At 56.4% G+C, this 14277-nt stretch carries 16 protein-coding genes; 7 read left to right on the top strand and 9 right to left on the bottom strand.

Features of this window, described 5'->3' with window-relative positions; all coding sequences use genetic code 11:
- Positions 1 to 493: 493 nt before the first annotated feature.
- The 3 genes from HGO37_RS26235 to HGO37_RS26225 all read right to left on the bottom strand — a co-directional run bounded on the left by HGO37_RS26235 (position 494) and on the right by HGO37_RS26225 (position 2761).
- Positions 494 to 1588 (bottom strand): metallophosphoesterase, encoded by a 1095-nt coding sequence (locus HGO37_RS26235; RefSeq protein ID WP_250985953.1) that lies wholly within the window; start codon positions 1586 to 1588, stop codon positions 494 to 496.
- Between the two features lie 455 nt (positions 1589 to 2043).
- Positions 2044 to 2412 (bottom strand): hypothetical protein, encoded by a 369-nt coding sequence (locus HGO37_RS26230; protein WP_250985952.1) that lies wholly within the window; start codon positions 2410 to 2412, stop codon positions 2044 to 2046.
- A gap of 4 nt (positions 2413 to 2416) precedes the next feature.
- Complete coding sequence (locus tag HGO37_RS26225) at positions 2417 to 2761, bottom strand: hypothetical protein (RefSeq protein WP_250985951.1); 345 nt, start codon at positions 2759 to 2761, stop codon at positions 2417 to 2419.
- 306 nt (positions 2762 to 3067) lie between these two features.
- Between HGO37_RS26225 and HGO37_RS26220 the strand changes: the two genes are divergently transcribed.
- Positions 3068 to 3550, top strand: coding sequence for a hypothetical protein (locus HGO37_RS26220; protein WP_192491636.1), 483 nt, complete (start codon positions 3068 to 3070; stop codon positions 3548 to 3550).
- Between the two features lie 99 nt (positions 3551 to 3649).
- Here the strand turns inward: HGO37_RS26220 and HGO37_RS26215 are convergent, their stop codons facing one another.
- From HGO37_RS26215 to HGO37_RS26205, 3 genes are all read right to left on the bottom strand, one after another.
- Positions 3650 to 4084, bottom strand: coding sequence for a hypothetical protein (locus tag HGO37_RS26215; RefSeq protein WP_250985950.1), 435 nt, complete (start codon positions 4082 to 4084; stop codon positions 3650 to 3652).
- Between the two features lie 2 nt (positions 4085 to 4086).
- Positions 4087 to 4446, bottom strand: a complete 360-nt coding sequence (locus tag HGO37_RS26210) for a hypothetical protein (RefSeq protein WP_250985949.1) — start codon at positions 4444 to 4446, stop codon at positions 4087 to 4089.
- Between the two features lie 318 nt (positions 4447 to 4764).
- Entirely contained in the window at positions 4765 to 5085 is a 321-nt protein-coding gene (locus HGO37_RS26205) for a hypothetical protein (protein WP_250985948.1), read from the bottom strand.
- 947 nt (positions 5086 to 6032) lie between these two features.
- On the opposite strand from HGO37_RS26205, the gene HGO37_RS26200 reads away from it, so the two are divergent.
- Genes HGO37_RS26200 through HGO37_RS26190 form a run of 3 tightly spaced genes read left to right on the top strand, consistent with a single transcriptional unit; the run spans position 6033 to position 8625 of the window.
- Positions 6033 to 6929 (top strand): ABC transporter substrate-binding protein, encoded by an 897-nt coding sequence (locus tag HGO37_RS26200; RefSeq protein ID WP_250985947.1) that lies wholly within the window; start codon positions 6033 to 6035, stop codon positions 6927 to 6929.
- Positions 6930 to 6933: 4 nt separating this feature from the next.
- Positions 6934 to 7845, top strand: a complete 912-nt coding sequence (locus tag HGO37_RS26195) for an amino acid ABC transporter permease (protein WP_250985946.1) — start codon at positions 6934 to 6936, stop codon at positions 7843 to 7845.
- 3 nt (positions 7846 to 7848) lie between these two features.
- Positions 7849 to 8625 carry an amino acid ABC transporter ATP-binding protein gene (locus HGO37_RS26190; protein WP_250985945.1) on the top strand — a complete coding sequence of 259 codons (777 nt, stop codon included), beginning with the start codon at positions 7849 to 7851 and terminating at the stop codon, positions 8623 to 8625.
- A 31-nt stretch (positions 8626 to 8656) separates the two neighbouring features.
- Here HGO37_RS26190 and HGO37_RS26185 read toward each other — a convergent pair whose 3' ends face one another.
- Entirely contained in the window at positions 8657 to 9532 is an 876-nt protein-coding gene (locus HGO37_RS26185; RefSeq protein ID WP_250985944.1) for a LysR substrate-binding domain-containing protein, read from the bottom strand.
- A gap of 110 nt (positions 9533 to 9642) precedes the next feature.
- On the opposite strand from HGO37_RS26185, the gene HGO37_RS26180 reads away from it, so the two are divergent.
- The 3 genes from HGO37_RS26180 to HGO37_RS26170 all read left to right on the top strand — a co-directional run bounded on the left by HGO37_RS26180 (position 9643) and on the right by HGO37_RS26170 (position 12666).
- Complete coding sequence (locus HGO37_RS26180; protein ID WP_250985943.1) at positions 9643 to 10857, top strand: trans-sulfuration enzyme family protein; 1215 nt, start codon at positions 9643 to 9645, stop codon at positions 10855 to 10857.
- A gap of 40 nt (positions 10858 to 10897) precedes the next feature.
- Entirely contained in the window at positions 10898 to 12316 is a 1419-nt protein-coding gene (locus HGO37_RS26175; protein ID WP_250985942.1) for a M20/M25/M40 family metallo-hydrolase, read from the top strand.
- A gap of 209 nt (positions 12317 to 12525) precedes the next feature.
- Entirely contained in the window at positions 12526 to 12666 is a 141-nt protein-coding gene (locus HGO37_RS26170; RefSeq protein WP_192491646.1) for a hypothetical protein, read from the top strand.
- 332 nt (positions 12667 to 12998) lie between these two features.
- Here the strand turns inward: HGO37_RS26170 and HGO37_RS26165 are convergent, their stop codons facing one another.
- Together HGO37_RS26165 and HGO37_RS26160 are read right to left on the bottom strand one after the other, a co-directional pair.
- The gene (locus tag HGO37_RS26165) at positions 12999 to 13223 is read right to left on the bottom strand and encodes a hypothetical protein (protein ID WP_250985941.1); all 225 of its coding nucleotides are present in this window, start codon (positions 13221 to 13223) and stop codon (positions 12999 to 13001) included.
- 371 nt (positions 13224 to 13594) lie between these two features.
- Positions 13595 to 13876 carry a hypothetical protein gene (locus HGO37_RS26160; protein ID WP_250985940.1) on the bottom strand — a complete coding sequence of 94 codons (282 nt, stop codon included), beginning with the start codon at positions 13874 to 13876 and terminating at the stop codon, positions 13595 to 13597.
- Positions 13877 to 14277 lie beyond the last annotated feature (401 nt).

Here is a 14277-nt window from a genome sequence, read left to right as displayed (position 1 = left end):
GCGGCCCATTATGAGGACGGTCGATGAGACCAACTCCCGTTCGGGCGCACGACCGCATGCTCCTCGGGGTGGCCACCTCGGGGAGCATCCAACTTCTCAAGCATTAAAGCATAAATCGGACAGACAACTCCTGTACTCGTTACAGGAGTCCAGTCATCCCAAGTCCTTGGGATGAAGAGACTCTTTTCGTCACGCAGACGCGCGTCGACTGGATACCTGTGACAAGCACAGGTATGAGGAGAGTTTGTTGGGGCTGCTGGTGTAACGCAATAAGCGTTGCAGGGTAACAACCCCTCACCTGAAAAATCTATGACTTAGCAAGCTAAGACCATGATTTTTCTTCCTCTCCAACAAGGGTAGAGGTAGGGGTGCCAAGTGGCGCGGCATCCACCCATCTCTACCCTTGTGGGAGAGAAAGCGATTTCAACATCTTAAGGCGCGTAAAGCCCTTAAGTGTTAGAAATCGCAAGTGAGGGGTGAAATCGCATGTCCCCTAACCCAACACCTTTGAAAACCCGACGTCAAACGACAGGGTATCGCCATTGCCGGCAACCTGCCCGATGGCCACGTCCATACGGGTATTGGTAACGCGCACCAGGCAAAAACCGCCCATGAATGCGGCCTTGGCCTTGAACACATCATAAGCGCCGACCTTATAGACCATGGGCGTATCATGCTCGTGGCCGTGGAAAATGCCGATGACATTGTAACCGGCCAGCGTATCCAGCAGCGCCTGACGCTGTTCTTCACCCCACCAGTGCGGCGGGCCGGAACCATCCGGCGTGAAGGTGCTTTTTACCGGGTCCCAATGTTCAAGCGAAAACGGGTCCCAGCCATAATGCTGGAACAGCACCACCGGCCGGCCGTCTGCGGCATAGGTGGCGAGGTCATGTTTCAACCATGCAAGGCTGCTGGCCGTGCCCTTGTCGGTATCTCCACCGTAACGCTGGGCCTGCACCAGATGCAGACCACCCCAGTTCCAGGAATAATTGTTGGAGGCGGAATCGTAATTATCGGCGGGAACGTCTGGAGTCGCAAAGATGCTCGGCTTGTGGTTCATGCGCACATAGTCGCGCAACTCATCGCGGTACCAGTCGATTTGCGGCGGGCGGTCGTCCTGATCGAGGTCGTGATTGCCCAGCCCAACATACACCGGGTAACGAATGCGATCCGGCCCGTCGCCCTGGCGGTAACGTTTGGAAAATTGCAGCAGTTGCGTGCCCTCGCCAAGATCCGGCATCTGGCCGCCGCCATCATCGGTGGCATCGCCGCAGACAATGACGCCGCGCGGTGCGGCGATCGGCTGGCCCGCAGAGACTAAACCGCTTGGTTTGCCCAAAATGTCCTTCGGCCAGTTGTGTTGGTCTATGCCGTTGAGGCCACGAATATGGCGCAGAAGATTTTCATCGGTCTTGCCTTGCGCCGCGCAACCGGGGCTGAGGCTATCGCCAATCTGGCAGGCATGGATGTCATTGACCACAAGGAAGGTCACATCGGTTTGCGGCACGGCGGCGCGGGAGATGGACGGCAGGGACAATACCATGCCGGAGGCCAAACCCTGTCTGAGCAGCGATCGTCTTGTCAGCATTGTTGCCCCCCGTTTTTGATCCGTGCGTCATGGATGCGGCACAGACTAAAAGGCAAATCTTAACGGGGTTTCAACGGTGTAGGTGGTGCGTTGGACATGCGGCACACCCTGTCTTTGGGGTGGGTAGCCTCGACCTCCCTCATTCCCGCGCTTGTTGCGGGAATCTAGTCATTCCCAGACTTGGGAATGGAAAGATTCTTTTCGTCACGCAGACGCGTGACGGCTGGATGCCTGTGACAAGCACGAGGCATGAGGAGAGTTTGTTGAGGCTGTTGGTGTAAAACAACTGACGATGAGCAAGCACATAACCCCTCACCAAGAAAATCTACGACTTAGCTGACGCTAAGACCGTGATTTTCTGTCCTCTCCCACAAGGGTAGAGGTAAGGCGCCAGCCGCGCTGTTTCACGTCATCAAAACGTTAGAGATGTGTCGCAATGGGTGCCCCAACCGCCCTCATCCCTGCAGCGGCTGCATGACCGGCCCGTCACAATCCTCTATCTCGCTTTGCAGGCGGTAATAATCATCCGTGTCGATGACGGCCACATAGGTCGCCAGCGTGCACAGGTCCATTCCCGAGCAGTAGAATGCGGCGTTGCCATCACAGCCCGGCGGATAGGTGTTGGTGACAAAACCGCCAAACCGGTCGCAATAGACCACCGGCGCGCCATCGCGGAATTTTTCAACGCAACCGGCCACCCAATCGCCCGAGATGATGCGGGATTGCTGCGCCAGCGCCGCAGTGACCGGTGACAATAACAGGCCGGCACTGAGGACAGCACGGCACAACACGGACGACATAGATGACGCAGGTATCAAAGGCATGGGCTTACTCCAGATAGGGGTTGGTCAGTTCGAGTTTGCAGATGCCGCGCTCGATATCGCCAGGCACACATTCGCTGAGAATGGTGACGGTGCAGTCTTTCTGATGGTTCTGGCGGGCGAGATATGGGCTGTAGCGCGGCTTTTCACCCACTTTGATCTTCAGTCGGGCGACACCGCCTTCACAATCCGTATGGGTAAAATGAATGTCGTTATTGCAACCATTGACCCAGCTGTCGCCCTGCATGGTCATGCAGCGCACATCGGCGCGGGCACTGGGCGGAAACAGCACCAGGCTGAGGCATTGCGACAGCGCAAAACACAGCAATGATATCGATATTTTGCGCAACACAGTGGCCCCCGAAAACCCTTTGCAGCACGCTAATAAAATCCGCCGCTGTCAGCATCACCCAAACGGGGGATTTCCCGTCTGTTATGGTCATATAGGCTGCTCGTATGTTGCTAAACTGGAGATATTTCTTTGCGATCCACTGGCAAGAGAAGCGCAGATTACACCGCCCAAACAAGCGCAGCCACGAAGGCACGCTGGAGCACTTATCTTTTGTCGTGTGTCGTATTCGGATTCATTTGTTGTGCAACGCTATCTGCCGGAGTCTCCTTCGCGTTTGAGCCTTCATGGTACAAAGAAGACTGGTCGATGGACCCAGAGATACACGCTTTACATCAAAAAATGATTGCTGCAGATCGAGCGCTTGATGCGGCTTCGAATCCCCCGCGGAACCAAGCTGAATTCGCGCGGCAAATGATTATAAACAGCACCTTGCACGAAGAATGGCGCGCGCTGATGCAGCGGAAGGCAAGCGGTTCCGCTGGCAGTGCCACGGCCAAATCTAACGCCCCGGCGGTTGGTAACAGTACGAAAATTGCTTCATGTGTTTCTCACAAAAAGCAACAAGGACTTGATGAATACAACAGGCCAGTTTGCAAAGTGGCGGTTCGTAACAGCTGCAAAGTCGCAGTAGAATGTTCCGCCGACATTAGCGGTACTGATGCAACCGGCACCCGCCATCGCCAACGTTATGCGCTTCATTTACCAGCGGGAAGCTCTGGTGAACGCGGAATAACACAGGTTATCGGATGTGACGAACCTGAAGTCAGTTGCAAGCCCTGGCAACAGTGACGTTGTGATTTGTTGGGCGGTAAGAACTGAAATCCACGTTCTCACTGCGCATTGTCCAAATTGTTGCACACATCTTGCCGACCCTGCCGAAAGACAGGCTTATTGGTATGGACGCAGATAGGTGGTGATGTAATCGCCGCTGTGCCACGCCTCGGCCCGCACCCGCGCATCAATGCCGGATGATGTGGTGGGGGTTAGCGCAAACATGCGTTCTGCCAGCGCATCGCCCAGTTGCATGATGGCGTCGATTTCCGCCAGCTCATCTTCTAGCGCCATATCCTCGGGCATATCGCGGAAACGCTGGTCAGCAACCTTTGCGGCCTCATGCAGTTCTGCCTGCAAGGCAAGCAGCGCCTGATCATCCGCAGGCATCACCGCCGGCGTAGTACCGGGCTGTTGCGCGGGCTTGATATCAGCGGTTTCAGCGGTTTGCTCTGTCATATGTGCTAGACGTCTCCAGGTGGTGTCATCGGCAATTTCATGGATTCGAGGCGGGTTTTCGGTGTTGTCAGGGTGGTTGGTGTGCTGTGTCATGATCAACCCACCTGCCCGATACGGCTTGCCAGCAATGCAGCACGGCGCATTTGGTAAGCCGGCTCACTATCTGCGTTTGCCTGGTGATGTTCGCCGGTTTCAGCGTGGCACCAGTCTTCCACCGCCAGCATGTAACGTGTGTATTCCGCGCCGGCATGCGGCCGGGTTGTAAACAGCATTTTGGCAAAGGGGCCGGTCAGCCGGAATGGCCGGTTGGGGGCGATTGTTTCAATACACCCACCAAGGCTGAGGCCCGCAGAACGGCCAGCCGCCCCCGCACCAGCCTGCACTGGCGCCTTACGCTCAGGTTTTGGCTGGCGGGTGAAGTCTGCTGCGGCTGGCCGTTGATTTGCGCAATACATCTACAACTTCCTTCTGTAACTCATGGCAGGCATGATAGGGCTTCGCACTGCGCCGGGGATAAAGAAATGTGAATTAATTCCTATTCGCCGTCGCCATTTTGCAATTGATGATGGTTTTCAGCGGTTTGAGGGTGATCTAAGGTTTTAGGCGCCGGTGAAATTTACCCGCATGACGAGAAACAATGTGGAGCGTTCGGTAAAAGGATTTGGGTCGGAACGCTCTAATCCCTCTTTTTTGGCGCAATGTCCGGACGAGAAACCGGTTCCCACTTTCTCTGGAATTGCTTGGGCCTTCGTCCGTGCCCGGCCCGCCACGGGTTAAACTAGCTGTTTGTGCTGCTCCACCGCATCGGCCCATTCGATGGCCGCGTAACGGCCAATCACCGTCTTGTCGTTATGGATGACATTGACGATGCGCTTGAAAAGCTCCGTCTCGAAGGGCGTTTCGTCACTGGAATCGTGGCTTAAGCAGCTGCCATCCTCCAGAAACACTGCCGTGACGTAAAAATCGTCCGCATCACCTTCCAGCTCGGCGCGGCCGGAAATCAGAATGCCGCTGTCCATACGGCCATGGATGGCAATGTTCAGCTCATCAAAGTCGAGAAGCGCGGTTATTGGTGCGATATTGAGCGATGCCATGGGCCAATCTCCTGATTTATCCTGTCTTCACGCATGACCTGCGCGTTAAATTGTACGGCGGCGAAGGCCATCAGCGCGGCCGCAAGGGCAAGGCCGGAAAGGTTCTGCAAAATGCCTGATATGTGACGGCCCTCCACTGAACGCAACACAAACACAACAACAATAGCAACACGACGGACGCGCAAAACCGCTGGCTGTTACGGCCGGTCAAGTGCGGTTTGTCTCATTCCGTGACACTAGGCACGAACAAGGTTTTTAAGGTGAAATACTGGCACCGTTAGAGGCGTTTCACATAGGTGACCGCCCTTGTTCTGATGCGGCATTTATACACTCCGCAACATCACCGTCAACACTTCAGCAACACAAATCGCAACATTAATCACAACACTTTTGGGCAGCAGATTGCGGGTGGTTTGGTGTCGCAGCAATGCTGCTATTTTCTTGCTAGAGGATTGAAAATGAATAAGTGCTGCACTCTTTCCTTCAAAGACTGAAGAGAGACAGAAAGCAGCAAGCGTCGGTGCTGCGTTGGTTTGTGTTGAGTGCAAGGTTTATGGGCAGCAGGCTGCGCCACTTCAACATTATCATGGGCTTGGGTGGGGTTTCGGGTGTCAAAGCGCTGACGGTGAGCAAGCACACGAACCCCTCACCTGAAAAATCTATCACTTAGCAAGCTAAGGTGATGATTTTTCTTCCTCTCCCACAGGGGTAGAGGAAAGGTGCCGAGTGCCGCCCCAACCTCCCTCTCCTCTGCGCTCGCTGCGGGCATGGCACCGGCGTCGGTCAGCGCGGCGCGCGGTCGCGCAAGCAATAACCTCAGCGAATAGAGTGGCCCGATCTTATTATTGGACGGACTGTTTTGCCGGTCCCATAGTGTCATTGTCGGATGATGATGGTGATCCTCCCAAGCGTCACTCAATCCGTCGCAAAACAACATGGGGAACAAAATGAACAAGACACTTACTCATCTGCCGGTGTTTGCCGCGCTCGCTGTTCTATCACTCAGCGGCCAGAGCCTTGCGCAGAGTTTCGACACATCCTCCATCAAGGTTGAAGACAGTCTGGCCGCCCGATTGCCGGAAAAAATCAAGGCGAGCGGTGTCCTGACGATCGGCTCCGATACGGCCTATGCGCCCTGGGAGTTTCTGAGTGAAAAGGATGGCCAGACCCCTGAGGGTATCGATGTCGATATTGCCAATGCGATTGGCAGGAAGCTCGGCGTCAAGATCGATTTCCAGACATCGGCTTTTGAAGCCATCCTGCCGGCCCTTGGCAGCAAGTTTGACATTGGTGTTTCGGCATTTTCCGTCACCAATGAACGCATGAAAGCCGTCAATTTCGTCAGCTATGCGGATACGGGCAGCATGTGGGCGGTAAAAGCCGGCAACCCGGCCAAGTTCGATCCCGCTGACCTGTGCGGACGCAAGATCGCCATTCAGTCTGGCAGCTACCATGAAAAGGCAGTGATTGCTGAAAACGAACTGTGCAAATCCGCGGGCAAGGCCGAAATCGACATTCTGCCGTTTTCCAAACAGCCGGAAGCGCTGACCCGCGTTGCGGCTGGCGGTGCAGATGCCACCGTGTCCGGCGAGGCAGGTATCGGTTACGCGGCAAAGCAGTCCAACGGTGCGTTTGAAACCATGAAGCCGGCTGGCGGTGCGTTAAGCAAGCATGGTCCAAACGGCATTGCGGTTGCCAAATCCGATATGGCGCTGACGCAGTTGATCGCCGACACCATCAACTCTCTGATCGCCGATGGCACTTACAAGGCACTGCTCGACACCTGGGGTGTGGGTTCGGTGATCGTTGACCAGGCGCGCGTCAATCCCGAAGTGAAGATCTGAACCGATGGCCACAGATGTCGATAATATCGGAACCGGCTTTACGCCGGTTCCCCTCGCAAAGGCGACCGTCACGCGCAACATCGTCGTGCCGCGTCGCCATCCCGGCCGCTGGCTTGCCATTGCAATCCTGGCTGTTGTTTCGCTGCAAATCGCGCAGGCCGTTTCGGTCAATCCCAATTTCCACTGGGATGTTTACGCCACCCACCTGTTTTCCCCACAGGTCATACGGGGGGTCGGCTGGACGCTGATTTTGACCGTGGTCGCAATGACCGTTGCGATCGTTATGGCTGCGCTGCTGGTAATCATGCGCGATAGTGACAATCCCGTTTTGCGCGGCATTGCCTATGGCTGGGTGTGGTTTTTCCGGGGAACGCCGATTTATACGCAGCTGCTGTTCTGGGGTTTGTTTGCGGTTCTGTTTCCCAATCTCAGCCTTGCGATACCTTTTGGCCCGGAGGTCATCAGCGTCGAAACCAAATACATTGTCACGCCGGCCATGGCGGCCATTCTGGGTCTTGGCTTCAACGAGTCCGCCTATCTCACGGAAATCTTCCGGGCCGGTTTCAACTCGCTTGATCGTGGACAGGCTGAAGCGGCGCAGGCACTGGGCATGAAACCTGCGAAAATCTGGTGGCGCATTCTCATGCCGCAGGCGATGCGGGTGATTATACCGCCGACGGGCAACGAGACCATTGGCATGCTGAAAATGACATCGCTGGTGCTTGCCGTGCCGTTTACGCTCGACCTGACCTTTGCGACCAATGCCATCTCGAACCGGCTTTACCTGCCAATCCCGCTGCTGCTGGTTGCCGGCACCTGGTATCTCGCCATCACCAGCCTGCTGATGGTTGGCCAGCATTTCCTCGAACGCCATTTCGGTAAAGGCGTTTCCGTTCACCCGACACGGGCGGAGTAGACCATGAACGCACATGTTTCAGAGTTCTGCGTTGAAATGCAGAACATCCACAAATTCTATGGTCCCGTCCATGCGCTGAAGGGTGTGGACATGCGCGTGCGGCGTGGCGAAGTTTGCGTTGCCATAGGTCCGTCCGGTTCGGGAAAATCAACGCTGCTGCGATGCATCAACCAGCTGGAGAGCATTTCGGCCGGCCGGGTGTTTGTCAAAGGTGAGTTGCAGGGTTTTACCGAACGCAACGAGCGTTTTCACCCGCTCGCACCGGCGCAGATCGCCGCACAACGCCGCCTGACGGGCATGGTTTTCCAGCGTTTTCACCTGTTTCCGCACATGACCGCCCGCGAAAACGTCATGGAGGGGCCGCGCCACGTCAAGGGCTGGTCACGAGAGCAGGCCGGGAAAAAGGCCGATGATCTGCTGAGACGTGTCGGGCTGGATGGGTTTGGCAGCCGTTATCCCACGCAGCTTTCCGGTGGACAGCAACAGCGGGTGGCAATCGCGCGCGCACTGGCGATGGAGCCTGAGGTGATGCTGTTCGATGAGCCGACCTCCGCACTAGACCCGGAACTGGTCGGCGAGGTTCTCGATGTCATCAAGGATCTGGCACGCAGCGGCATCACCATGGTGGTCGTCACGCATGAAATCGGTTTTGCCCGGGAAGTGGGAAACCATCTCGTGTTCATGGATCAGGGGCAAATCGTCGAGGAAGGACATCCGCGCACCATGCTCACCAGCCCGCAAAACCCGCGCACAGCCGCCTTTCTCTCCAAGGTGCTGTGAGGCCGCGATGTTCATGACCAGGCCAAAGTACTCAAATCGCGTCGCGCAGCACCCGGATGAAGTCCTCCAGAATTGTGGACGGCAGACGATTGGGCGGCGTGATCAGCAGCGTTCTGAAATGGAGTGCCGGTTCGAAAGGTCGAAGGGTCAATCCGTGGCCTTCGTAAGGTTCGGCCGTAAGCGGGTTGACCAGGCCGACGCCGATGCCCGCGGCCACCATGGCGCAGATCGTCGTCGAATACGGCGTTTCCATCACGGTGCGGACAGTAATGCCCGCCTGTGCAAAGGCGATTTCCGCCTCACGCCGGGTGGTGTCTTCGGGCGCCAGTGCAACAAAGGCCTGGCCGGCAAGATCGACCGGGCGGATCACCTCAAGGGCTTCAAGCGCATGTCCCTTGGGCAGTGCGACGGCCACCCGGAACTGGGCGAATTCCTCAACCTCCACACCGGTGCGGTCAATCTCGTCGGCAACAATGCCAAGGTCGAATTGGCCAGATGCCACCAGATCGCGCACGTTGGACGACATGCGCGCCTGGAATGTGACGGCAACATTCGGATTGGCCAACATGAAGGCGTGAAGCGCGCGCGGCAGGACATTGGTCGACAGCGCCGACAGACAGGCAATGCGGATTTCTCCGGATCCGTAGTCTCGGATGCGGGCGGCCGCCCCGCGAAGATGGGTCAATCCGACAAAGGCCTGCTCGACCTCCCGGAAAAACAACTGTCCCTCCTGGGTCGGTTGCAAGCGCCCCTTGATCCGCTTGAAAAGATCAAAACCAAGCGAACGCTCCAGTTCCTGGATCATCTTGCTGATGGCGGGCTGGGAAACGTGAAGCACCTCGGCAGCGCGCGCCGTCGTGCCATTGGTCATCACCACGCGAAAGACTTCCACCTGTCTCAGGTTCACCAGCAGCTCCACCAACAATCAATAACTTTTACGAATAGCAGTAGCGCAGATTTGCCCGTTTCGGAATTGATTTCCGCAAACGCACAGCATTTGTTCCGAAAGGCCTTGCCATGAACGATCTCACCCAATGCGTCCTTACGCCCGCAGTACCAACGGAAGGTTTTACGCCGCTCGGTATTGGCACTCATCGCGCCTCGACGATCGTCTTCAAGGACGCCGCAGCCTATGCATCGCGCGGCGAACGCGGCCACGAGGGCTATTCCTACGGCCTTTATGGCACGCCAACCACCCGGACACTGGAAGCCAAGCTGACGAGCCTTGAGGAAGGTGCCTGGACATTTCTGACGCCTTCGGGCCAGGCGGCCAATGCACTGGCGGTTCTGCCGTTTCTGGCGGCCGGTGATCACATTCTGATAGCCGATACCGCCTACCCGCCGATGCGTGATCTCGCAGAAACCGATTTACGCCGCCTCGGTGTCGAGGTCGAATTCTTCGATCCCCGTTCGCCAGATGATGTCGCCTCCAGAATGCGGCCAACCACCAGGATTGTCTGGTGCGAAAGCCCCGGTTCGACAACGATGGAAATTCTGGACCTGCCACGCATCGCGGCCATCGCCCATGAGCATGGTGCATTGGTCGGTGTCGACAACACCTGGGCGACACCGCTCAATTTCAAACCGCTGGCGCATGGCGCCGATATCGTTACCGAGGCGCTGACCAAGTTCGTGTCCGGCCATTCCGATGTGCTGATGGGCTCCATCACCGTGCGGGATGACAGCCTGATCAAACCGATCCGCTCGCTGATCGGCAGAATGGGCATCGGTGTCTCGCCTGATGATGCATCACTTGTGCTGCGTGGCTTTGAGACGCTTGGCGTGCGCCTGCGCCATTCAGAGCGGGTTGCGCTTGATTTTGCCCGCAGGATTGAAGGCCATCCTCTGGTGACGCAGGTTCTTCATCCTGCACTGGAAACCTTCGCCGATCACGCGGTGTGGAAGCGGGATTTTCTCGGCTCAAGCGGTGTTTTCAGCATCGTTTTCACACCGGAGGCATCGGCCCATGTCGCGGCGTCGCTTGACGCGTTGCAGGTGTTTGCCATTGGCGCATCCTGGGGCGGCACACGCAGCCTTGCCGCACCCATGTCCATCACCGGCTTTCGCAGTGCGACCGACTGGAGCGGTCCCGACATCATATTGCGCCTCAGCATCGGCCTGGAAGATGAAGGCGAACTCTGGGAGGACGTGAGCCGCCTGCTGGCTTTCCTTGACGCAAAGTGCAGCGGCACAACAAGCGAGACGTCCGTGAAAACGGCCCGTCACGGCTGATTTTGGCCGCGATATTTCAACACTGCTGGAAGGACAAAACGTGCCAAAAACAGAAGACGTGCTGCGCGATATCGACGACAGTTTTGACATCACGCTCAGCAAATTGCTTGAACTGGTTTCGATCCCGTCGATATCCAGCGACCCTTCCGGCAGACAAGGGATTGAACGGGCAGCCGAATGGCTGAAACATGAGCTGTCGTCGATGGGACTTGCGGCCGATATTATCACGACCAAGGGGCACCCGGTCGTTCTTGCCCGCTCCCTTACGGCTTCAACCGAAACCCTTTCAGCCGGCAAAAAACCGCGTCTGCTATTTTACGGGCATTATGACGTTCAGCCAGTGGGTGACGAAGGCGCGTGGAAACACCCGCCCTTTGCGCCTGAAATCATTGAGGAAGATGGCGTCCACAGGTTTTACGGACGCGGCACATCCGACAGCAAGAGCCAGTTGTGGACGTTCATCGAGGCGTTGCGGGCGTGGAAAAGCGTGCATGGCGAATTTCCTGCAGAGGTTATCGTGCTGCTGGAGGGCGAGGAAGAGTGCGGATCTGCCAGCTTGCCGGCCTTCATTGAGGCACACAGGCATGAACTGGCCTGTGATGTCGCCTTCATTTGTGATGCCGAGATGTGGACCGCCACCCAGCCGGCCATCACCACCCAGCTCAAAGGGCTGGTGCATGAACGTGTCACGATCCTTGCGCCCAATGCGGATCTGCATTCGGGACATTACGGCGCGGTTGCCGCCAACCCGATAAGGGTGCTGAGCAGCATTCTGGCAGGCCTGCATGACGACAAGGGCCGTGTGACCATCCATGGTTTTTATGATGGGGTTCACGATATTCCGGACACCATACGCCAACAGTGGCAGGACCTTTCCCGGCAACCGGAACTGTTTGCCGATGTCGATCTGACCGGTGGTATCACCGAGGAAGGTTACTCGCCGATTGAAGCAATGTGGGGCCGTCCAACTGTCGATATCAACGGCATTACCGGCGGTAATCAGGGGCCGGGTGAACGGTCCGTCCTGCCGGGATCGGCCACTGCGCGGCTGTCGTTTCGGCTGGTGGCCGGACAATCGCCAGAGGCAATCCGCCGGCAATTCCGCAGCCATGTCGAACGGTTGATACCGAGAGGTTGCTGCGTTGAGTTCGAGGGTGACGGTGGCAGTTCGGCGGTGGTGCTGTCGCAAGACAGCCCCTACCTAAAAGCGGCGGCCCGCGGCCTTGAAAAGGAATGGCAAAGCCCGGCCATCTTGCGCGGAACAGGTGGTGCCATCCCGCTGGTTGAACAGCTCGGCAAGGCACTGCAGACAGAATGCGTGGTCATCGGCTTCATCTTGCCAAGCGATGCCATCCATGCCCCTGACGAACACTATGACAGCGAGCGCCTGCGCCGGGGCGCACGCAGCTGGATTCGTATTTTCGAGGAGATTGAGGCAGCGACAGATATTCAGACTTAGGCAGTCGATGACACAGACAGAACCGCCCCGGCACAATCAACCCTCCACCCCCATCGTGCAGAGTTACCGGCGTTTGGCGCGCGGCATGCGAGGGGTGCGTCAAAAAGACCGCTCCTTATATCTTGCAACGAAGGCTTCGGAGGCGCATTTCGAGTGGGCGCTATCCTTGCGGATAGACAATTCCAAGCAACAGAATGGAAGTACTCGAAATGTCTGACGGTTCTTGGGTAGAATTGTTTCCTTACATCTTCTTCCCGTTCAAGATCATAGTGCTCGGCATCGGCATGTTTTATGCCATCAAGTGGCACCGCGATCAGGCCAAGAAGGATGAGGCGACCAAGGGACACTGAGTCTAAACTGGCGTCCGCTTGCTTCAAGCCAACATCAGGCTAGAAGCGATAAGGGCCCGCTCCCAGGCCGCCACGACGAAACGTTGGGGCGACGTGCGTAGCAGAGTGCTGAGGACAACCTCGCCTCGTGCACCGGGTCCACACAATTTTGCCGAAAGCCTGTAGGCAGGAAACTCTCCCCCAACTCGACACCCCATCCCCCACGAGGATGGGCGGCGCAACCCGCATGACAGAACAACGCCGCCTGGATTAATCCAAGGCGGCATTGCATTGCCGTTGCTATCCCTCGCAAGCCGCGTCACGTAGGATTAGCCACTGATAAATCGAATGGTTTAGTTCTCTGTTCGCAATTCGTCTTTGGCGATTTCATGCAGGCGTTCGAATAAAGCGGTTTCGATATCAGGTTGAACGAAGAGCGCCGGATCAAGTGCGGCCGCCTCCAAAGTTCGGTCGGCAATCTTTCGCTTCTTCCACCTATTTGACGTATATAGGGATGCTCTATCGTAAAGAGCCTGTCGCACTTCAAAACGACTATCCTTGCGCGACGAAGGGTCCATGATGCTCCTCCATTATTCGCTGCTAAAGGATTATTTTAGCCAGAACTAAATAGGCTGTCGACTCATAAGTCAGCGTATTGTCGTGCTTGAACGAGCCACCCCATCATCATCTGATCGCAAATAAACAAAGCCGCCTGGAGTGATCCAAGGCGGCCTTTTGTTATCGCAATCCGTTCCTCACAAATCAGCGAACAACTTGTCTGCCGTATCTTCGCCGTTGCGATAGCGCTGCAAAATCAAACTGCAATGTGGCAGCAATTCTTCCGCGTTTCGGTCGTTTTTTTCGCACCACACAAGAAAAAGGTCGATTAGCAGTTCAAGTTCACCGGCCTCCACCTGCGCGGCGTGGCGTACAGGGTTATTTTGCACTGCTACCCCTCCCGTTGCCAAAGCTGATGTCCAATTGGACCTGGCTGGAACATGCTTTTGCTTATTTTTAGCTCCACAACGGCGGTCTCGTGCAGTAACCGTGCGAGCGCTATGTCGATGGGATCATCCTGCAAGATGGAGGGATCGCTCGTCGCCTTGAAAATTGTCTTTTCAACTATGCGCTGACGCATTTCCATGGACGATGTATAGAGCGCCACCCTCTTGGTGAGGAAGGGGCGTAGGTGAAACTGGACTACTGGATTTTCAATGGAGGGGATGGTCATGTGCCTCTCTCCGGTCCGGTAGGCTAGAGCACAGATCAACCCTCAGTCGTCAGCGCCTACGTGTTCGGTTGCTGACGATGGGCGATAATACGCCCTATTCTGCGGAGAGTCTAATAACCATTGCGGCCCGGTTACGAACCGCCGCCGTCATCAAAGGTAGAGGCAGGGCAGAACCCCTCACCTGAAAAATCTATCACTTAGCAAGCTAAGGTGATGATTTTTCTTCCTCTCCCACAAGGGTAGAGGTAAGGGCGCGAGTGGCAAACTCAACTTCCCTCATCAAGTCAGTCTTGATTGATTGTTTTCGTACTCTTTGAGCCTTGCATTTGCGATGACGATGATGTGGCGCATGAGGGCACCGAGCGCTGTGAGTTTGGATTTGCCTGCGGCCAGTAGACGTT

It is taken from the genome of Rhizobium sp. CG4, from assembly GCF_023701965.1.
GTDB lineage: Bacteria > Pseudomonadota > Alphaproteobacteria > Rhizobiales > Rhizobiaceae > Agrobacterium.
This window is presented reverse-complemented; position numbering and strand designations above follow the sequence as displayed.